Source organism: Acinetobacter sp. RRD8 (genome assembly GCF_031844225.1).
Taxonomy (GTDB): Bacteria; Pseudomonadota; Gammaproteobacteria; order Pseudomonadales; family Moraxellaceae; genus Acinetobacter.
In genome coordinates, this window is record NZ_JAUZUU010000013.1 from 26,948 (window position 1) to 47,213 (window position 20,266).

Below are 20,266 nucleotides of genomic sequence, written 5' to 3' on the forward strand. Positions count from 1 at the left end.
GTCAAAAAATTTCTTTGAAAAAAGCATCTTAAAGATGCTTGAATAGAAAAAAACAACATAGAGCTTAGGTAGTGCCCATGAAATTAGATAAAATTCCTGAACGTCTCGATCCGAGCCTAGATTTAGAACAAATCCGCGACGAATGCCTGGAACTCACCAAAAAACGCGCCTACTATTCTGCTGGTGCCGCCGTGATTCCGGTACCTTTTATGGACGTGGTCATTGATGTCGGCATCTTGTCGCAATTGATTCCCGAGATCAATGCCCGCTTCGGCTTGGCCCCTGATCAGATCAGTGTTTATGACCCGAAAACCCGTCAGATTCACTGGCAGGAGCTGCGTAAACGTGGCGTAGAATTTTCCGGCCTGGTGGTCGCACGCACGGCAGTTAAAAAATCTTTGAACAATGTTGCAGCGAAAGTGCTGATAAAGCAAGTCACAAAATTCATTCCACTAGGTGGTCAGCTGGTGGCCGCAAGTCTGGGTTATTTTGTCATGAAAAAAATTGCCGATGCTCATGTGCAAGACTGCTATCGCACTGCTAAAAGTATCCAGCAAAAACAGGTCGCCCAAGGTTAATACTATTTAAGCTGAATATTTTTAAACTTTTTAAAATCCTCTACTTCAGGTAGACTATTCTGCCTGAAGCTGTTTTAAAATAGCCTTTAACACCTCGACCCGTGCGGTATTCTTATCATCGGTCGCAATAATATGCCAGGGCGCTTCCTCGGTCGAGGTATGTTCAAACATATCGGCTGCCGCTTTCAGATAATCGTCCCAGCGTTCCCGGTTACGCCAGTCTTCTTCAGTAATTTTAAAACGCTTATGCGGTGTATCTTCACGCGCCTTAAAACGCGCTGCCTGTTCCTCTTTAGAGATTGCCAGCCAGATTTTCACAATCACCGTTTGATGCTTGACCAGGCTCTGTTCAAAACGGTTAATTTCATCATAAGCACGCTGCCATTCTACCGGACTAGAAAACCCTTCTACCCGTTCTACCAATACCCGACCATACCAGGAACGGTCAAAAATGCAGATATCATCATCGGTTTGCAGCTTGGTCCAGAAGCGCCATAAATAAGGACGGCTCAGCTCATATTTTTCTGGTGCGGCAATGGTATGAATTTCATATTCACGTGGATCGAGTTTTTTGACAATCCGCTTGATCGCGCCGCCCTTGCCAGCAGCATCCATGCCCTCAAACAGAATTACCACATTACGCGAATCGGAACGCATGGCTTTGGCGACCTTCGCGGTTAATTTTTTTAGTTCCGGTTTGTAATCTTCTGGCTGGGCTTGAGTCTTGGAAGGATGTTTTAACTGCTCGGGAATCTTGGCCTGTTTCCATCTTCCCTTGGCTCTGGCGGGATGATCCGGACAATGTTTCAAGGCACTCAGGATATACTGGGCAAATTGCTGGTCGCGCTGCTGCTCATCTTCGCCATCAATAATGAACCAGTCCTCGGTAAAGCGCTGACGCAGGCGCTGCAAGGTGTCATATTCTTTGCGATTGCGCCAGTCCAGACCATGCAGTTGATGCCAGTGAGTTTCACTCGGATCCATGGCATCCAGACGTTTTTGCAAGACTTTCCAGGACAGGTCAAACCAGACCTTGATCACATCCACATGGTTATTTTTCAGGTCCTGTTCAAAGGCCTGCATCTCTTGCAGATATTCATCAAACTGTGCATCACTCAGCGGGCTTTCAGCTTGCATGGCACTGCCAAGCAGATCACTGTACCAGTTACCAAACAGCACCATGATCTGGCCTTCGGCAGGAATAAAACGTGCATAAGGTTGCCACAAGGTCTGCTTCGGGCCGGCTAGCTGAGGCTTATCGGCTTTCACACGCAAATAGCGCGGATCGACCCATTCACGTAACTGTTTAACCGCTTCACCCTTGCCGGCCAGCTCAATGCCATTCACCAGAATCACCAGACTTTTGGCATTTTTCTGGCCCCGGGTCTTTTTTAAATTATATTGGGCATCAATCAGCTCGACAGACAGCTGATCTTCATCCATTAACTGAAATTGTGGTTGTTCCATACGCATCTTCAACCCTGATCTTTTATTCTGTCTGCAGTATAGCGAGGAGTTTCAGCGCAAAAATAGCTCTGGCAACGTTTTTCACACGATTAAATTGGCTATTTAAACAACAGATTGACATACAAATGCCCGATCTCTGTTCAATTTGTCATAGCAGGATTGTCCGGCAGCCTCTAAGATTCTTGCATCCTCCAATCATAATTGAAGCCTCATGTCCAAACTTGCCGTACTCGATGATCTGTTAGCGCATTATTATCAACTGGCTTATCACACCCGGTCTGACATTCTAAGCCGTTTAGAGGATGTGCAAGCCTGGCAGAAAGTCCGCATGCAGCGCACCCATCGCGCCCATTTTGCTGAAAAACAAAACCTGTTGATGTCCGAATATTTCCTGAACCGTCTCTACGGCGGCGCTGACTTTGATGCGCTGGCGGAACAGATTGCCCGGCTGATGAAATATGCGCATAAAGCAGAAAAAGTTATTCCGGAAAATGCCATTAAAACCGGCACCTCAGGCGTAGAGTTGGCTATTCTGGCGGTACAGCTGGATGAACAGGTCGCGATTCAGTTATTACAGGATTATCATCCACATGAACCGCTGACTGACGAGATGATGCGCCTGACCTATTTGAAACTGGATCAGGGTGAAGCACGCCTGAAACAGTTAGCCCTACTGGATCAGCTCGGTATGAGTCTGGATAAATATATGCGTTCATTTGTGGTCTATACGGCCTTTAAAATGTGTAAGGGCGCGGCGAATAAATATAACTTTCAGGTGATGTATGAATTTATGCAGGATGGTTTTCTGGCCATGAAGCCACTCAAATCGGCAGAAAAATTTGTACGCGCGTTCACGGCAACCGAACGCCAGATTATCGAGAAAGTACATTCTGGCGATCCGCTACCATTTCAGTAAATACCCGATGAGTATTTCTGCCAAGCGTGAATTTTTCTGTATATTATTCATAACAATTGCATCATGATTGCTGAATAAGCCTTTAGAATCTGTCATGATGCAGACAATGCAAGATTAACCCGATTGATATGTTAGGAGTGACTCCAATGTCGAATGAAAATACAACGCCTACCCCTACCCCCGAGTCGGCACAACAGACAGACAAAGTGAGCCCATTCTTAACTGAACCCCTTCCACAAGGCACCCCGCAAGGTCAGCAACAATCTTTAGAACAACGTCTGACTGATACGCCTGTGACGGGTACTGTGCCTAAATACAATCTGCCACGCGGTGCCAATACAGGCAACGTCGGCTCAACCACGCACTTTGGCTATCAAACTGTCAACAGCGAAGAAAAAGCCCAGAAAGTCGCAGAAGTGTTCCACTCGGTGGCGAGCAAATACGACATCATGAATGATCTGATGTCTTTTGGTATTCATCGCCTGTGGAAGCGTTTTGCAATCAATATGTCAGGTGTACGCCGTGGCCAGCATGTGCTGGATATCGCGGGTGGTACTGGCGACTTGGCTAAAGTCTTTAGCCGCGAAGTGGGCCCGACGGGTCATGTGGTACTGTCTGATATTAACGAATCCATGCTGAATGTCGGTCGTGACCGTCTGATTGATACGGGCTGTACCAATGTCGATTTCGTTCTGGCCAATGCCGAAACCTTAGAACCATTTGCAGACAACAGCTTCGATCTTTTAACGATTTCTTTCGGTCTGCGTAACGTCACCGATAAAGATGCGGCACTGGCTGCGATGTACCGTGTCCTTAAGCCAGGTGGCCGTTTACTGGTTCTGGAATTCTCTAAACCAGTGTTTGAACCATTCTCTAAACTGTATGACCTGTATTCGTTCACGGCATTGCCAATCATGGGAAAAATCATTGCCAATGATGCAGAAAGCTATAAATACCTAGCTGAATCGATCCGTATGCATCCAGATCAGCGCACCCTGAAAGGCATGATGGAAAATGCCGGCTTCCAGAATTGTGACTATCACAACCTGACTGGCGGGATTGTTGCGGTTCACCGCGGTTTCAAACTTTAAGGTTCCTTGCCTATGTGGTCAATTTTGGCACTTGGTGCTGTTGAACGCGTGATTCATCATGTGATTGATCTGGATGCCATTACCCGCATCCAGCTGAATGCCCTGTCCGGCAAAATGCTGCGGGTGGTGATCGCCTCGCCGCAGCTTTCGGTTGATGTGTTTTTTGATGAAGGCAAAGTTCGTCTGGAACCAACGGCAACCGGTCATACCGAAACACCTTCGGTCTTTGAACAACGTCCATTTGACGCAAGTTCCGCGACAATCACCGAAGCGACAGCAACCTTGCAGGTCAGCAATGTGGTGGAATTACTCAAGCTGCTGCTTTCCGATGAAGTCGGTAATATTCCCCTACAAGGCGACTACAAGTTATTGCAGGAAATCCAGCGCATCATGCAACAGGCGGAACTGGATCTGGCGGCGCATTTAAGTCCTTGGATTGGCCCGACACTGGCGCATGAAATTGGTAAATTGCAACTGCTACCCAAGCAGCTAAAACGCACCCTGCAAAGTCAATTATTCTTTGCCGAAGATGCCTTAAAAGAAGACAGCGGTCTGTTTGCCCCTCGCTGGCAAATGGATGACCTGAATCAGGACACCCGTATCCTGAATCAAAATTTAGATCGGGTTGAAGCAAAAATCCAGCAACTTCAGGCTCAAATCGATGCCTCAAACAATTCTACTCAAGACTAGGTACACAGCTTTATGATTCCGCATGTTTCACGTTTACTCGAACTTTGGCGCATCGCCGCGCACTATCGACTCGACACGTTGTTTCCTGCGGAAGAATTACCAGAAAAATCCCGGCATGTACTGTCCCTCATCCGGATGCATCCGGCTGCCTGGTCCAGTCGTGAACGTAAAAATCCGCTCAAGCTGAAACTGGCTTTAGAAGAAATGGGGCCGTTGGCGATCAAGCTCGGTCAACTGCTCTCGACCCGCCGTGACCTGATTCCACCTGAAGTTTTACAGCAACTGGTGTTACTGCAAGACCGGGTCAAGCCATTTGATAATGACGTGGCCAAGATGCGCATTCAGGAATCCCTGAAAGCTGATGTAAATACCCTATTCGCGCGTTTCGATACCCAGCCACTGGCTGCAGCTTCGATTGCTCAGGTGCATACGGCTGCCCTGCATGATGGCCGTGAAGTGGTGGTTAAAGTCACCCGCCCGAATATTCGCCAGCAGATTTTGCAGGATTTTGAAATTCTGGAATGGCTCGGTCAATTTCTGGAAAAACGTCTGGAAGCTGCCCGCGCATTGCACCTGTCGGAAATCATTCAGGATTATCGACAGATCATTCTGAATGAACTGGACCTGACGCTGGAAGCAGACAATACCCGCCGCATGCGCCATCATTTTACCGGCTCGAGCATGATGTATGTGCCGGAAATTTACATGGACAGCAAAGACGTGCTGGTGGCCGAGCGTATTACCGGGGTACCAATTTCAGATATCGCGACCTTTGACCGGTTGGGCATGGATCGTGCCGATCTGGCGCGTAAAGGCCTGACCATCTTCTTTACTCAAGTGTTCCGCGATAATTTTTTCCATGCCGATATGCATCCGGGCAACGTCTTTGTAGAAACCATCAATCCGGCGAATCCGCGTTTTATTGCGCTGGACTGCGCGATTATGGGCGAGCTGTCCAAGCATGACCAGATGACCGTAGCACGCATGCTACTGGCGGTCATGAACAGCGACTTTATGCAGCTGATTCAGGTGGTGCATCAGGCCGGCTGGATTCCACCGGGAACTGATCAGGATGCGTTGGCTCGTGAAATGCGCCGCAGTGTGGGGCCAATGGTCTCAAAACCGATGCATGAACTGGACTTTGCCGGCATTCTGATTGAAGTCATGGATATCGCGCGTCGTTTCCATCTGGAAATTCCCCCTCAATTGATGCTACTGCTAAAAACTTTGGTGCATGTCGAAGGTTTGGGAACCGACCTGTATCCTGAACTGGATATCTGGAGTCTGGCCAAACCGATCCTAACGGACTGGATCAAGGCCCAGATGAATCCGCAAAAGAACCTGAAAGAACTGGGACAGAAAATTCCGGATCTGCTTTTAGGGGCACAGGATTTACCGACCCTGATGATCGACAGCTTAAACGGTTTAAAAAATCAGTCGGCCTGGCATGCCAAACAGCTCAATGAATTACAAAGCATGCGCCTGCAAATGGAACATCAACAGAAGCGTAGCTGGATGTTTGGCAGCGTCATGGCCATTCTGCTGGCAATTGCGATTATTTCACCGTGGTTTGTGTCGGTGATTCTGATTGTACTGGCGAGTGTACTGGCCGTCTGGCGGATTGCGAAATAACTAAATGAGCTTTTAAAAAAACCTGACACTGTTCAGGTTTTTTATTTTCTGGGCATCGCATGACTCCAAAGTCACCTTAGGACATATCTTGCCATTGGGTCCTAAGACCTATCGCTTAAAATAAGCACACATTTGGCTAGTATAGGTTCAACCATGGTACAGATTTTACAAAAACGTGCGCCTGCTCTGACGATTCGTGCCGGCCATCTGGCACGTGAGCTGATTCTGCAACAAGGTTTGCAACCCGAACAAGTCGATATTGTACCTGGTGCTGCAGGTGGCCCCAAAGGTATCGGTATCCAGGGACTGGATCAGGCGATTTTTGGTGAGTTTTTTCCACGTGCACCTCACCGTAGAACTTTGGTGGGTTCTTCGATTGGCAGCTGGCGCTTTGCCAGTATGGCTGCACATGGTGCTCGACAGGGAACCGAACGCTTAGCTGAACTCTATACCAACCTCTATTTTCATAAAAAAATGACCCGTCAGGATGTCAGCGACATCTGCCGTGGCATGCTGCTGAATCTGGTACAAGGCAAAGAAAACGATCTGGTCAATCATCCAGATTATCATCTCGCAGTCATCTCAATTAAAGCCCAACACATTTTCCAGAGTGACAAGGCATTGCCGTTGCTGGCTTCTGTGGCTGGAATTCTTGGAACGACCGCAGTCGCGCGCCGGCACAGCCGTTATTTCATGCAACGTGTGATCAGCCAGCCCAATATCGGTGAACAGTTTAAAATCGCTGAAGATGGATTTACCACGCATTATCATGCACTGACCGAACAGAGTGTGTTGTCTTGGCTGATGGCTTCAGCCTCTATTCCCGGGGTAATGGCAGCGGTGAACAATATTCCGGATGCACCGCAGGGTTATTATCGCGATGGTGGCCTGATTGATTATCACATTGACCTGCCCTTTCAGAGCAAAGGCATTGTGCTGTATCCACATTTTACCGATAGCATTACCCCCGGCTGGTTCGACAAGTTATTTAAACGTACCTCAAATCCAGAAAATCAGGCACGAACTTTGCTGCTTTCTCCATCGCAGCAATATCTGCAAAGTTTGCCTTTGGGTCGTTTGCCTGATCGTAAAGACTTTAACTTAAAAGGTTTGGATCAAACCCAACGGATTCAGCTGTGGAAGCAATGTATTGCGGAAAGTCAGCGTCTGGGCGATGAATTTCTGGAACTGGTCGAGAAGCAGAATTTTGCTGAGGTGATGCAAGCCTTGTAATTGGCAGCAGCTGCCCGATTATTTGTATAATTGCTTTAATTTTGTGAACTGTTGAGATTTATGCAGAAGTTTTTAGTTGTCCTGCAATACCTGTGTCTGGCCTTCGCCATTTATCTGATTTATAGCGTCAGCATGTCGCTGTATCGCCAGGATTTTGTCCTGATGGAACTGGTCGCTGATATCGGTACGATTCTGATCTGTATCGACCTGGCGGTGTTTTTATTTACCAGTAAAGGCAAGCCCGGCATTAGCATGGAAGAATATGCAAAAAGACTGGAACAGCCACCATCTAAACTGGTCTATGTGACACGAAAATTGGGGCATCTCGGTATTTTGCTGATTATCACCAGCTGGATTGTGCCGATGATTAACTCATAATGATCCAATAAAAAAACCTCCCAATTGGGAGGTTTTTTTAAATTAAAGATATCTGAAAATTATTTAGAACCTTTAATCCCTGCTTGCAATAGCAATGCACCCAAACCACCAATTTTTTGCTCTTGTGGTTTAGCCGCTTGAGGTTTCTTACCCTGAGGGCGATCACCTTGCGGACGTCCTTGCTGTGGACGTTTACCCTGAGGCTTACGTTCACCACGTGGCTCATTGTTCTCGCGACGTGGCTGACGTGGTGCTTTCGCCGGCGCTTCAGAACCTTCAGGACGCATCGACAGATTCACGCGGTTACGTTCAGCATCCACATTCAAAACACGGACTTGTACGATTTGACCCGGTTTCACCACTTTATGCGGATCAGCGACGAATTCATTGGCAAGTTCAGAAATATGCACCAAACCATCTTGATGCACGCCCACATCGACAAATGCACCGAAGTTAGTCACGTTAGTGACTACACCTTCCAGTTGCATGCCTTCAGACAATTGCGCAACTTCAGTAATGTCATCACGGAATTTAGCAGTGCGGAATTCTGGACGCGGGTCACGGCCCGGTTTTTCCAGTTCAGCCAATACGTCTTGAATCGTCGGCAGACCAAATTTCTCGTCTGCAAATTCTTCTGCATTCACTTGGCGAATGATTTCAGTATTGCCAATGATGTCTTTTACAGTCGTTGCTTTTGCTTCAACAATTTTGCTCACCAAAGCATATGACTCAGGGTGAACTGCAGACGCATCCAGTGGTTCTGTACCATCTTGAATACGCAAGAAGCCCGCAGCCTGCTCAAAAGTACGCTCGCCTAAACGTGGTACTTTTTTCAAAGACTGACGATTGTCAAAACGACCATTTTCCTTACGGAATTCCACAATTTGCTGTGCGATCGATTTATTCAGACCCGCGATATAACCCAGAATTGCTGCTGATGCAGTATTTACATCCACACCCACTGAGTTCACACAGTCTTCAACGACCGCTTCAAGGGTTTTCGCCAGACCGGTCTGGTTCACGTCATGTTGATACTGACCCACACCAATCGATTTCGGATCGATTTTCACCAGTTCTGCTAGTGGATCTTGTAAACGGCGTGCAATCGATACCGCACCACGAATAGATACATCTAGTTCAGGCAGTTCCTGTGAAGCTAGTTCAGATGCTGAATACACCGATGCACCTGCTTCAGATACAGAAACACGCGTCATTTTCAGATCACTGTTCGCAGCCATCATTTCAGCAACTAAAGCTTCAGTTTCACGGCTTGCAGTACCATTACCAATCGCGATCAGGTCAATATTGAACTCGCGGCATAAACGCGCCAGCTCGGCCAGTGAACCTTCTTTATCGTCTTTTGGTGCAAATGGATAAATCGTGCTGTGTGCAAGAACATCACCAGACTCGTTCACTACCGCCAGTTTCACACCGGTACGGATACCCGGGTCCACGCCCAAAGTGGTACGTGCGCCTGCAGGTGCAGAAAGCAGTAAATGACGCAGGTTTTCAGCAAAGACGTTCATCGCTTCTGTTTCAGCAGCCAGACGTTTTTCAGTCAGCAATGAATGTTCGATCGTTGGACGAACTTTACCGAGCCAAAATAGTTTTGCAGTTTGCTTCAAGAAATCCTGACGCGCTTGTGGCTGAATAGTTTCAAGATTGTATTCAGTTTCAATACGCGCCAACGGGGCATCATCTTCGCCATCCACTTTCAGGCCTAAAACATTTTCTTGACGGCCACGCAGCATCGCCAATAAACGGTGTGAAGGCACTTTATTCAAGTTTTCAGAGAAATCGAAATAATCACGGAATTTTTTACCGACTTCTTTTTTCTCATCACTGGCAACCAAACTTTTCAGCACGGCAGTTTTTGCAAATGTCGCTTTAAGTTCAGTGGTCAGCGCGATATTTTGCGCCCAGTCATCAATCAGGATGTGCTGGATCGCATCAAGCTGGCTTTCAGTATCTGGGTAATCTTCATGGCTAAAACCCACCAAAGCTTCAGCTGGATCAACGGCTTCATTAAAGATTTTTTCGGCAATCGGGCCTAGACCGGCTTCTTTGGCCTTGAATGATTTACTGGTACGTTTTGGACGGTACGGCGCGTAAATTTCTTCTAATGCATTTTTGGTTTCAGCGGCATTCACACGCGCCAATAAATCATCAGATAATTTATCTTGTTCTTTGAGTGATTCAATCACCTTTTCACGACGCTCATACAAATCACGCAAGTATGATAAACGCGTATCGAGTTGACGTAGTTGCGTATCGTCTAAGCCTTGCGTTACTTCTTTACGGTAACGTGCAATAAAAGGAACACTGGCACCTTCATCAATAAGCTTGATGGCAGCCTCAACTTGATTTGGACGTACGGCAAGTTCTTTTGCCAACTGCTGAACTAAGTCAGTCATCGTGTTTGATCCCACAAGGATAAGTACTAAATGGCATGATTATAAAGACCGGGTCTATAAAATCCACCATTGTTTTTATTAATTTACCTCATCTTTATATTATGAAGTGCCACAGTTTTCAGCTTTTCCCGATAAAGTTTGTATGAACTTTGCTTTTTATCCAGCTTAAAATCGTATTTTTTGCTCATTTAGATGTATATATTTAGTATCTATGTCTTGATTTTAACTGCAATATTTGGTGCTTTAGAGCATAGTCAATTAATATCAATGAATCGTATACTCAAAGCCTATTTGATTTTTGTTTATGACGACAATAAAGAATAAAGGAGCATCTCATGAGTTTAGTTGTACCTGCTGAAAAAGCCGATGCCGTACATACCGAAACGGACCGGGTCGAACGGATCCTGGTGGTTGATGATGATGTTCGTCTGCGTACCTTATTACAGCGTTTTCTCGAAGATAAAGGCTTTGTGGTTAAAACTGCACATGATGCCACGCAGATGGATCGACTTTTACAGCGGGAACTGTTTTCTCTGATCGTGCTCGACTTTATGCTTCCGGTCGAAGATGGCTTGAGTATCTGTCGTCGTTTACGCCAATCCAATATCGATACGCCTATCATTATGCTCACCGCTCGTGGTAGCGACTCGGATCGTATTGCCGGTTTAGAAGCAGGTGCCGATGATTACTTGCCTAAACCGTTTAACCCGAATGAGCTGCTGGCACGTATTCGTGCGGTATTGCGCCGTCAGGTACGTGAAGTGCCGGGTGCACCAAGCCAACAGATGGAAGTGGTTTCTTTTGGCCCATGGTCGCTAGATCTCTCTACCCGCACTCTGACCCGTGAAGGCCAAGTGGTAACGCTCACTACTGGTGAGTTTGCGGTACTGAAAGCACTGGTTCAACATCCACGCGAACCATTAACCCGCGACAAGCTGATGAATCTGGCGCGTGGCCGTGAATGGGGTGCCATGGAACGTTCAATTGATGTTCAGGTGTCACGTTTACGCCGTTTAGTGGAAGAAAACCCAGCGCGTGCACGTTATATCCAGACTGTATGGGGTGTGGGTTATGTCTTTGTTCCAGATGGTGCTGAATAAAGGAAAACTTATAGGATAAAGATTACCCCAATCTATTGTCCCTAAAAGCCATTCGCTGCTGTTTGAGCTTCCCCTTCTTTAAAGGCTCGTATACAAAGGCGCGAGTTCAGCGAATGGAAAAGTTTTTACTTGCGTAACAGTGTTACTCATTTTTTCAAAAAAAGTAACACAACAAGCTCCTTTCATCGAAGGTTCAAGCAGTAAGATTCCATTACAAATTATTATTACTGCTCAATTTGGAAAATGCCTACAAGGAGCTGGTGTGAAACTCGACCCCATCGATCCACAAAAATTTACCGATTTTGTCAGCTACTCGGAAAAAAAGCGTACCCGCTGGGAACGCTTTCTCGACAAGATCAAGCCGCGTTCTGCTGCCATGCGTACCACGGTACTGGTGGTTTTTGTGGTCTGTTTCAGCCTATTCATGTCCTTGTGGTTCTTTTGGCGTACCCTGTTTTTACCTGAAATCCAACAACATGCGCGTTATCTGGCCATGGAACTGGAAATTCTCAACAATCCCGATCTGCGCCTGTATCATAAACAGCAGGAAGTCGATATCGATGACTGGTTAAGAAATCGGGTCGGCATTGAATATGTCACCAATCCGGCAGAATATCCCACGGTTCGAGAAAAGCTGATTGCAGAGTTTTTTACCCGGCAGATCGAAACCAAACTGGCCAAAGAATTACGCATCGAACAAGCCACGGTCTATTTCCAGTTTAAGCCGAGTCCACGTATCTGGATCCAGACCCCTGAAATGAATGGCCACTGGGTACAGGAACCTTTAAAGACCTATGCCAACTATAGCAATGAACTGATTTTGGGCTGGTTGCTTGGCACGCCGATTATTGTCGGCATCATTATTTTGACCTTGGTGCGTCAGCTCAACCGTCCTTTACGCCGTTTGCAGAACGCCGCCAACAGTTATAGCCGAATCGGTTCGGCGCCCTATCTGGATACCAATCATGGTCCACTGGAAATCCGTCAAGTGAATCATGCCTTTAATCAGATGATTTATACGCTGGATCAGACCGAGCGGGAACGCCGAATTATGCTGGCCGGAATTTCACATGACTTGCGCACGCCCTTAACCCGGATCCGCCTCAGTGCCGAAATGATGCCAGATGAAGACTTTCTCAAAGAAGGTCTGATTTATGATGTCGAAGATATGGACGCGATTCTGGATCAGTTCATTTCCTATATGCGCGACGGTTCCGATGAAGAACCGCAGGACACCAATGTCAATGTACTGCTACAGGAACTGGTCAAGCAGTTTAAACCGCTAGATATCCGTTTCACTCCGCAAGAAATACCGACCATTCAGGCGCGCAGCATGTCGCTGAAAAGACTGATTGGTAATCTGATCAATAACTCGAAACGTTATGGTTCCGAACCAATTGAGCTTTCTGCCCATGTTGAAGAAGATCAACTGTTGATTTGTGTGGCAGACCATGGCGAAGGCATCCCGGAAGATCAGATCGAAGCCTTGATGCAGCCTTTTGTTCGGGGCAATTCGGCAAGAACGGTACAAGGCAGCGGCTTGGGACTGGCCATTGTGAAACGGATTGTCGATATTCACCATGGTCAATTGCGTATCCATAATCGTCCTGAAGGTGGGCTTGAAGCTATCATTTCACTACCCGTGAATCAAGAGAACCCAGAGACACTTCCCCCAGCCACTACACTCGATAAAATTCGCCAAACTTTGACTGATCACTTTTAATAAGTGATCATTAATTCAACAAATGACTTTTTAGTTTTTCTATACAATTCATTTTATAGTTCACGAATTCAATCATTTAAAAATCATCATTTTTTATTATACCTACATTTAGCTAAAAAATTAGACCTTAGCCTAACACCTATGCACAATACATTTTTTGAGCGGTACAATCCGTATCATAGTTTAAGAATTAATGAGAGTTAAAATGTCTTTAGATCGTATCCGTTTAGCCTCCCTACACAACAAAGTCATCAGCCCTGAACAAGCGGCTGAATTCATCCAAGATGGCATGACTGTGGGTATGAGTGGCTTTACTCGCGCTGGTGAAGCGAAGGCGGTTCCTTTAGCTTTGGTTCAACAGGCAAAAGCAAATCCATTAAAGATCACGTTAATTACTGGTGCATCACTAGGGAACGATCTAGACAAACAACTGACTGAAGCTGGTGTATTGGCACGTCGTTTACCGTTCCAGGTAGACAATACTTTACGTAAAGCGATCAACAACGGCGAAGTGATGTTCATTGACCAGCACTTGTCTGAAACTGTTGAGCAAATGCGTAACCTGCAGTTGAAAAAACCAGACGTTGCGATCATCGAAGCCGTAGCAATTACTGAAGATGGCGGCATCATTCCAACAACATCTGTTGGTAACTCTGCAAGCTTTGCGATTTTTGCTGAAAAAGTGATTGTAGAAATCAATACGAATTTAAGCCCGGCATTTGAAGGCTTGCACGATATCTACATCCCGACGTATCGTCCAACGCGTCAAGCGATTCCATTGACTCAAGTTGATGAGCGTATTGGTACGCATGCGATCAATATCGATCCATCTAAAATTGTTGGTATCGTATTTAACAGCGAATTGCACGACTCTCCATCTACTGTAACCGCACCAGATGATGAAACTCAAAGTATTGCCAACCATTTAATCGCTTTCTTTGAAAAAGAAGTGGCTGAAGAGCGTTTACCGAAAAACCTGGGGCCTCTTCAGGCAGGGATTGGTTCAATCGCAAATGCGGTATTGACCGGTCTGAAAGATTCAAACTTCGAAGACCTGATCATGTACTCAGAAGTTCTGCAAGACTGTACGTTTGAATTGATCGATGCCGGTAAAATGAAGTTTGCTTCAGGCTCGTCTATTACACTTTCTGCAAAATACGGCGAGAAAGTATTTAACAACCTTGAGCAATACAAAGACAAACTGGTATTACGTCCACAGGAAATTTCAAACCATCCTGAACTGGTACGCCGTTTAGGTATTATCGGCATCAACACTGCACTTGAGTTTGATATTTACGGTAACGTGAACTCAACTCATGTATGTGGTACCAAAATGATGAACGGTATTGGTGGTTCAGGTGACTTCGCACGTAATGCCCACTTAGCGATCTTCGTAACCAAATCAATCGCGAAAGGTGGCGACATCTCTTCTGTAGTGCCGTTTGCTTCACATATCGACCATGCAGAACATGATGTTGATATCCTGGTAACTGAACAAGGTCTTGCGGATCTTCGTGGTTTGGCACCGCGTGAGCGTGCACGTGCAGTGATTGATAACTGTGCGCACCCAATGTACCGCGATGCGTTGAATGATTACTTTGACCGTGCATGTGCAAAAGGGGGCCATACGCCTCATCTTCTTCGTGAGGCGCTTTCTTGGCACTCAAACTTCGAAGAAAATGGTCACATGCTTGCTGTTGAAGCTGCAGTAAAAACTGCATAATCGACTGCATTCAAAAAACGCCCTACGGGGCGTTTTTTTATGGCATTTTTATATTTTTTTTGAATAGTCAGAACCTGATTATATTAAGAAAGCCACCTGGCTATCGCCTGCTCTTTCTTCTTTTATTTATCCTGCCGATCTGCTGTAGAAATACACTTCTGATGCTCAAGGACTTTAAATTCTGATTCTTCACCCTCATACTTGAACACAAGAGCAAAATTAGAGACATGACATGCGCGTAGATATCTGGTCAGATGTGGTTTGCCCCTTCTGCTATATTGGTAAAAAACGTTTAGAAGCTGCTGCACAAGAAGCAGGTATTGAGCTAGAAGTGCATTGGCACAGTTTCCAGCTCGACCCTGAAGCACCGGTACGTCAGGAAGTGTCTAACTCTGAGCGTCTGGCGCAAAAATATGGCCGCACCGTGGTAGAAGTCGAAGAGATGCAGCGCAATATTGCTGAGATGGCCAAAGCCGAAGGCATTGAATTTAACTGGGAAGGTGCCAATTCAGGCAATACCTTTAATGCGCATCGCTTGATTCACCTGGCGCAAAGCAAAGGTCTGGGCAATGAAGCACAGGAAGCATTCTTCTATAGCTATATGACCCAAGGTCTGGCGATTGGAGAGCGTGAAACACTGGAAGATGTCGCAGCACGTATCGGTCTGAATCCGGTCGAAGTCGATGACCTGTTGGATTCGGAAGAATATGCCGACTTTGTCAAATTCGATCAGGAAGTGGCACATGACCAGCTTAAGGTCACAGGCGTCCCTTTCTTTGTCTTTGATCAGCGCATTGCTTTGGCGGGTGCCCAGCCTAAGGAAGTTTTCTTGCAAGTATTTGAAAAAGCGCTCGATACGTCAACTAACAGTCAGGCAGCACAGTGCTCAACAGAAATGTGTGACACGCCAGACCAAGCTAAATAAAATAACGTTCAATAAAAAACCCCATTTCAAATGGGGTTTTTTATTTGTTATTGAATGGCATTCGCTTAATCAACCAGAAAACTAATTTTTAAATTGACACGATATTCCGTGATTTTATTTTCTTTAATGACAACCTTCTGTTCATTGATCCAAGCACCTTGTACATTTTTGACCGTTTCTGTGACTTTTTGAATGCCCGTTTGAATCGCATCTTCAAAGCTTTTATTGCTGCTTGAATTGACTTCTACCACTTTTGCAATTGCCATAATAAAACTCTCAGGATGAAAATGAATGGAATTCCATCTTAGTCCATTCTTAGAAGATTGCAGCAGCCCGTAAACAAGCGATAGCAAAAACTTACATGGATTTAACAAAGCTCGAAATTCAGTCTTAAATTGGCAGATCAAAAACACATCGCCGCTTGTTTTGGCACTTGATCAAGTCCAGATTCTCATCGCTAAAATAAAGTATAAAGCCCTGTAAAACCACACAAATCAAACTAGAGCAAATATACTAATTTATTGTTTTATAGAGTAATTTATCTAAAATTTACTGCCTAAATTTGCCGAATCTATCATTTTCTATTAAGTCTTATTTGCTATTATTTCACCCGAATTAAGTTTAAATATTCTCCTCTGTTCAAGTCATTGAACACTCTGATATTAAAGGTCATCCTATGAATGCTCTTAAATTTGCTTTCGCAGCAACCGTTATGGCTTTTTCTGTTCAAGCGTCTGCACAAATGGCGCAAGTGGTTCATCTGCCAGACTTTCCAGCAACTAAAGCACCTGCTGAAACAGTAAATGCAGATGCTGCGACTGTAGCAACTGAAAAAACAGCTTAATGCAAAGCTATTTTTCATTAAAACAGGCTGATTGATTCAGCCTGTTTTTTTTGATCACATTGACCACATTCCGTGTGAAAGATACACGACTCTAAAAAAAATATCGACTATTTCCTACTCTCATTTTTTCTATTGATTTTTATCACTTTTAATTAAAAAATTTGTTTATAAAATACTCAAAATAGATCACTATTTTATGTGATCTCTGCTTATAATTGCAGCAATATAAATAGATTAATGATAAGAAAATTTTTTATGCATGAACTTCAGGCATTGGTACAGGGCAAAATTCCGCCTCAGTCAGTTTCTATTGATTATTTAATTGAAATGGCAGAAAGCTATACAGACTCGAATTCTGCTGAATACAGACTGGTCGAGCTGGCGGTCAACCTCGCATTGGCACAAACCCTGGATAAAGCACTGAAACATCTCTAGAGATCAAAAAATGAATGCTTTAGAAAAAGCACACTTAATTAAAGAACTACATGGACTGGCGCAGCAACTGGAGCATAAAGTCCTGCCTTTATATGAAATTGCCCGTTCTAAAAAAAGAATACGCGATATTTTTAATCTGTGTGATGAGCCTATTTTCAAAACCCAAATTTCAGCATTTAAAGCCCGCACTCAGCCTGAACTTGTCGCCTACCAATTTTCTGCTAACACGTCTTATCATCTAAGCTTTCGTGGCTATTTCACCGAAGTCTTGACGCTGGAACAAGCATTGTCTGCCCATCCGGATTCTGGCTGGGCAGTTTTACATCATCCTGAACGTGGCTGGCAAATCTGGCTGATCCCGGCTCCCCAATCTCCTGCCCTGCACAGCCAATGGGCTGAACTGCAACACTGTTATATCTGGCTTTTGCAACAACAGCAGCAATTTTCGTGTCTGAAACAGGATCCACCCTTGATTGTTCCTGCCCTATCCTTAAACGAAGCTGAAACCAGCTTAAAAGCTGTGGAAACAACCAAATATCATCGGGGACGGCCGAGGGCAAGAATACATGCACTAGAATTAAATCGCTCAAATGAGTCAACCAATCAGATACTGACTGAACCCAAGGAACTAGATCCTCAGCTCAAAGCTGAAACGACCATTCCGCAAGAACAGATCACAGTCTCCGAATTGATTCAATTCCCTGTACAGATTCAACTAGGCGAACTAAACGCTCATGTACACCCTTTAGGCTTAGAAGAAACCAATATCCAGCGACTCTGTGCTTTAGAATTAGGTCCCAATATCGAACATCCCATCTATCTGGATATCGCACTGTATTATGCAGCAGAAGATAACTGGCAGGCACGTCAGGTTTATTTGGTTGAACAACTGAATCTGCAAGGCCAGTTTGTTAAATATCTGATGCTCTTAGGGGTACCGAGTCAGTTGCAGGCTCACTATTGTATTCAACATTGGCTCAGCCATCATCAACGCCAGGCTGCGGCGATTAAATCACTGGCATGGTCTGCTTTAAGCGCCAGTTTCATGCAACTCGAGCTTTTTTCAACAGCTTACTTGCAGCAGGCTGAAACAATCTGGACACAGCCAGATTACCATCCGTTTATACCCGCCCAGTTTATTCAGAAGCAGAAATTTATTTCTTTTAAAGAGGCTGCTGCTGATTTTTCTACTCCTGTACTCTTGCTACAGGAACATCAAAAAATCCGTGTGATTCATGGTGAAAAACGCATCTCTCTTGCAGAGGATGAGCTGGCCTATCCACACATCTTGCTGCAACGCGACAAACAGCTCAATTGGCAGAATATTCACAATATTATTTTAACAATGCCGCAACCGATTCAAGTGCTGGAACTTTATCGAGAAATTCAGGCTCAAATGATTGAATAATTGCTGTTATTTTGTAGCTTTAACTTGCTTTTTAAGGCGTTTTTTTAGAAAACTACAGCTGAATATAAGAATACAAGAGCAACAAATATCTCATGCAAATAAACAGGATTACTCAAATTTTACTGCTCTCTCTGGGCTTAGGAATGAGTGGTAGCATGTCTTGGGCCAATTCAGTCACAACTGCTCCTGCCAGTCCAACGAATATAGAGCCAAGCCGATCAGGCTTGCTGGATCAGATTCCACGTTTGATCGATGCAACACCCACGGTTCTGCCGGAGCAATCAAATGTAGCCATTGTTCCATCCACGCTAGAGACAGAAAATTATTCATGGGCGGATCAAAAGCAGAAAGGCATCCGCGAATGGGCCGATCGTACTGCGCATAAAATTGATAACTGGTTTGGTGAAAGCGATCCGGATCAGCCAGCTGCAGCTACATTACGGATCATTCTAGATAATCGCTGGGATGAATATGAAGGCTATGAGATTAAGCCCCGAATCCGCGGCAAGATCAAGCTTCCGACCTTGGAACAAAAGCTGAGTGTGGTGTTTGGTGATGACAGTCTGGACAATGAATTAGACAGCAATGTCGCGATTACCAATGAAAATCCTGCCACTTCCGGAAATAAGCGTCTGGATACTAAACGTGCCCGTGAAGATAACAGCTCTTTTGCCTTACGTTGGTCTGAATGGTCAGATCGCATTCCTTTCGAAACCGATCTCGATCTGGGCCTACGTTCTGGCGATGATATTTATCTGCGTGTCAAAGCCAGTAAGGACTGGACACTAGAAAATGACTACTCTTTTCATGCCGAACAGATTTATCGCTATGGCATTCAAAGTGAAAACTATTTACGGACCAATCTGGAGCTGATCCATGCCCGTCCCAATCAGGCCTTTTTCTCCAATCAGCTTAGTCTGACTTATGCAGATGATCAAGACGACGATCTGACCTGGGACAACTACACCTTTAGGCAACATCAGTTTTTTCAGGACAACCGTTTTAGTTACGGCATTTATACCGGTGGTTATCTGAATGACAAGGATCTGCGTCTTAATCGCTGGGGCCCCTATGTGTCGTGGAGACAACCTTTTTTACGTGAATGGTTTTTTGTCCAGACCGACCTGAACTATTTGAATGATCATCGCGAAGATCGTGATCACTATGTCGGGGCTTTGGTACGTTTAGAAGCGTTGTTTTAAACTGACTGATACTAGAAAATAATAAAAGCCCATCATTCATGGGCTTTTTTCAATATTACTGAGGCAATCAGCGCGGTAAGTATTAGCTGGTTTTATTCAGGATAATACGATCACTGCGTAGCACACGTTTTTGCTGCAATGAGGGTTGCTCCATCACTGGCATATTGAAGCGAATACGATCGCTATGTTGCACACGTTGTAGTTTTGCTGCCTCTACTTTCGCAACTTTATAAAAACTGATTCGATCTGTGCGTACCATTTTTTCTGCAGCAGGTGCCGCTAGACTAACTTGGCTCATCGACATCAGGATTACAGCGCCCATACTGATCATCAGCTTAAATTTCATAACATTCTCTCTCTTTGCTTTATAATCGTAATTATAAATTAAAAATTAATTAATAATCCAAAATATAGATTTATGATTCGAAGGTATTTTTTTATCCTGTCTATCGTTTTTCCAGATCATTTCTAGAATTGAAAAATGAAGCAGACATAAAAAATCCCTCC

Annotated in this window: 19 protein-coding genes; 15 read left to right on the forward strand and 4 right to left on the reverse strand. The window is 45.0% G+C overall.

The genetic code is table 11. The features are described 5' to 3' along the window. The first annotated feature begins 77 nt into the window (after nucleotides 1-77). Nucleotides 78-578: a hypothetical protein gene (locus Q9R24_RS11500; protein ID WP_253101504.1), complete on the forward strand. Its 501-nt coding sequence runs from the start codon at nucleotides 78-80 to the stop codon at nucleotides 576-578. A 54-nt stretch (nucleotides 579-632) separates the two neighbouring features. Here Q9R24_RS11500 and Q9R24_RS11505 read toward each other — a convergent pair whose 3' ends face one another. Next, nucleotides 633-2,051: a phosphate--AMP phosphotransferase gene (locus tag Q9R24_RS11505; protein WP_311204556.1), complete on the reverse strand. Its 1,419-nt coding sequence runs from the start codon at nucleotides 2,049-2,051 to the stop codon at nucleotides 633-635. Between the two features lie 205 nt (nucleotides 2,052-2,256). Here Q9R24_RS11505 and Q9R24_RS11510 point away from each other — a divergent pair, with 205 nt between their 5' ends. From Q9R24_RS11510 to Q9R24_RS11535, 6 genes are all read left to right on the forward strand, one after another. Next, on the forward strand, nucleotides 2,257-2,961 hold the full coding sequence (locus Q9R24_RS11510; RefSeq protein ID WP_311204555.1) for an FFLEELY motif protein: 705 nt from the start codon (nucleotides 2,257-2,259) through the stop codon (nucleotides 2,959-2,961). 146 nt (nucleotides 2,962-3,107) lie between these two features. Further along, a complete protein-coding gene (ubiE, locus tag Q9R24_RS11515; protein WP_311204554.1) occupies nucleotides 3,108-4,052 on the forward strand; it encodes a bifunctional demethylmenaquinone methyltransferase/2-methoxy-6-polyprenyl-1,4-benzoquinol methylase UbiE in 945 nt (314 codons plus the stop codon). Between the two features lie 12 nt (nucleotides 4,053-4,064). Further along, complete coding sequence (locus Q9R24_RS11520; RefSeq protein ID WP_180181295.1) at nucleotides 4,065-4,742, forward strand: SCP2 domain-containing protein; 678 nt, start codon at nucleotides 4,065-4,067, stop codon at nucleotides 4,740-4,742. A 12-nt stretch (nucleotides 4,743-4,754) separates the two neighbouring features. Further along, complete coding sequence (locus Q9R24_RS11525; RefSeq protein ID WP_004729335.1) at nucleotides 4,755-6,374, forward strand: AarF/ABC1/UbiB kinase family protein; 1,620 nt, start codon at nucleotides 4,755-4,757, stop codon at nucleotides 6,372-6,374. 153 nt (nucleotides 6,375-6,527) lie between these two features. Next, on the forward strand, nucleotides 6,528-7,607 hold the full coding sequence (locus Q9R24_RS11530) for a patatin-like phospholipase family protein (protein WP_311204553.1): 1,080 nt from the start codon (nucleotides 6,528-6,530) through the stop codon (nucleotides 7,605-7,607). 60 nt (nucleotides 7,608-7,667) lie between these two features. Beyond that, nucleotides 7,668-7,985 carry a hypothetical protein gene (locus Q9R24_RS11535; RefSeq protein ID WP_004729331.1) on the forward strand — a complete coding sequence of 106 codons (318 nt, stop codon included), beginning with the start codon at nucleotides 7,668-7,670 and terminating at the stop codon, nucleotides 7,983-7,985. A 59-nt stretch (nucleotides 7,986-8,044) separates the two neighbouring features. On the opposite strand, the gene Q9R24_RS11540 is transcribed toward Q9R24_RS11535, so the two are convergent. Next, nucleotides 8,045-10,399 carry a Tex family protein gene (locus Q9R24_RS11540; RefSeq protein WP_311204552.1) on the reverse strand — a complete coding sequence of 785 codons (2,355 nt, stop codon included), beginning with the start codon at nucleotides 10,397-10,399 and terminating at the stop codon, nucleotides 8,045-8,047. A gap of 335 nt (nucleotides 10,400-10,734) precedes the next feature. On the opposite strand from Q9R24_RS11540, the gene ompR reads away from it, so the two are divergent. From ompR to Q9R24_RS11560, 4 genes are all read left to right on the forward strand, one after another. Continuing rightward, nucleotides 10,735-11,499 carry a two-component system response regulator OmpR gene (gene ompR, locus Q9R24_RS11545; RefSeq protein WP_004278590.1) on the forward strand — a complete coding sequence of 255 codons (765 nt, stop codon included), beginning with the start codon at nucleotides 10,735-10,737 and terminating at the stop codon, nucleotides 11,497-11,499. 262 nt (nucleotides 11,500-11,761) lie between these two features. Continuing rightward, nucleotides 11,762-13,222, forward strand: a complete 1,461-nt coding sequence (locus tag Q9R24_RS11550) for an ATP-binding protein (protein ID WP_253138360.1) — start codon at nucleotides 11,762-11,764, stop codon at nucleotides 13,220-13,222. Nucleotides 13,223-13,427: 205 nt separating this feature from the next. Further along, nucleotides 13,428-14,945 (forward strand): acetyl-CoA hydrolase/transferase family protein, encoded by a 1,518-nt coding sequence (locus tag Q9R24_RS11555; protein ID WP_219308196.1) that lies wholly within the window; start codon nucleotides 13,428-13,430, stop codon nucleotides 14,943-14,945. Between the two features lie 232 nt (nucleotides 14,946-15,177). Continuing rightward, nucleotides 15,178-15,870 carry a DsbA family oxidoreductase gene (locus Q9R24_RS11560; RefSeq protein ID WP_311204551.1) on the forward strand — a complete coding sequence of 231 codons (693 nt, stop codon included), beginning with the start codon at nucleotides 15,178-15,180 and terminating at the stop codon, nucleotides 15,868-15,870. Nucleotides 15,871-15,935: 65 nt separating this feature from the next. Here Q9R24_RS11560 and Q9R24_RS11565 read toward each other — a convergent pair whose 3' ends face one another. Next, complete coding sequence (locus tag Q9R24_RS11565) at nucleotides 15,936-16,136, reverse strand: dodecin family protein (protein WP_004278594.1); 201 nt, start codon at nucleotides 16,134-16,136, stop codon at nucleotides 15,936-15,938. Between the two features lie 410 nt (nucleotides 16,137-16,546). Here Q9R24_RS11565 and Q9R24_RS11570 point away from each other — a divergent pair, with 410 nt between their 5' ends. From Q9R24_RS11570 to Q9R24_RS11585, 4 genes are all read left to right on the forward strand, one after another. Further along, nucleotides 16,547-16,714 carry a hypothetical protein gene (locus Q9R24_RS11570; protein ID WP_005245837.1) on the forward strand — a complete coding sequence of 56 codons (168 nt, stop codon included), beginning with the start codon at nucleotides 16,547-16,549 and terminating at the stop codon, nucleotides 16,712-16,714. A gap of 255 nt (nucleotides 16,715-16,969) precedes the next feature. Next, nucleotides 16,970-17,149 (forward strand): hypothetical protein, encoded by a 180-nt coding sequence (locus tag Q9R24_RS11575; RefSeq protein WP_180087444.1) that lies wholly within the window; start codon nucleotides 16,970-16,972, stop codon nucleotides 17,147-17,149. Nucleotides 17,150-17,159: 10 nt separating this feature from the next. Then, a complete protein-coding gene (locus tag Q9R24_RS11580; protein WP_311204550.1) occupies nucleotides 17,160-18,557 on the forward strand; it encodes a hypothetical protein in 1,398 nt (465 codons plus the stop codon). 92 nt (nucleotides 18,558-18,649) lie between these two features. Then, on the forward strand, nucleotides 18,650-19,759 hold the full coding sequence (locus tag Q9R24_RS11585) for a hypothetical protein (protein ID WP_311204549.1): 1,110 nt from the start codon (nucleotides 18,650-18,652) through the stop codon (nucleotides 19,757-19,759). An 82-nt stretch (nucleotides 19,760-19,841) separates the two neighbouring features. Here the strand turns inward: Q9R24_RS11585 and Q9R24_RS11590 are convergent, their stop codons facing one another. Continuing rightward, the gene (locus Q9R24_RS11590; protein WP_005108064.1) at nucleotides 19,842-20,105 is read right to left on the reverse strand and encodes a hypothetical protein; all 264 of its coding nucleotides are present in this window, start codon (nucleotides 20,103-20,105) and stop codon (nucleotides 19,842-19,844) included. Between the last annotated feature and the right edge of the window lie 161 nt (nucleotides 20,106-20,266).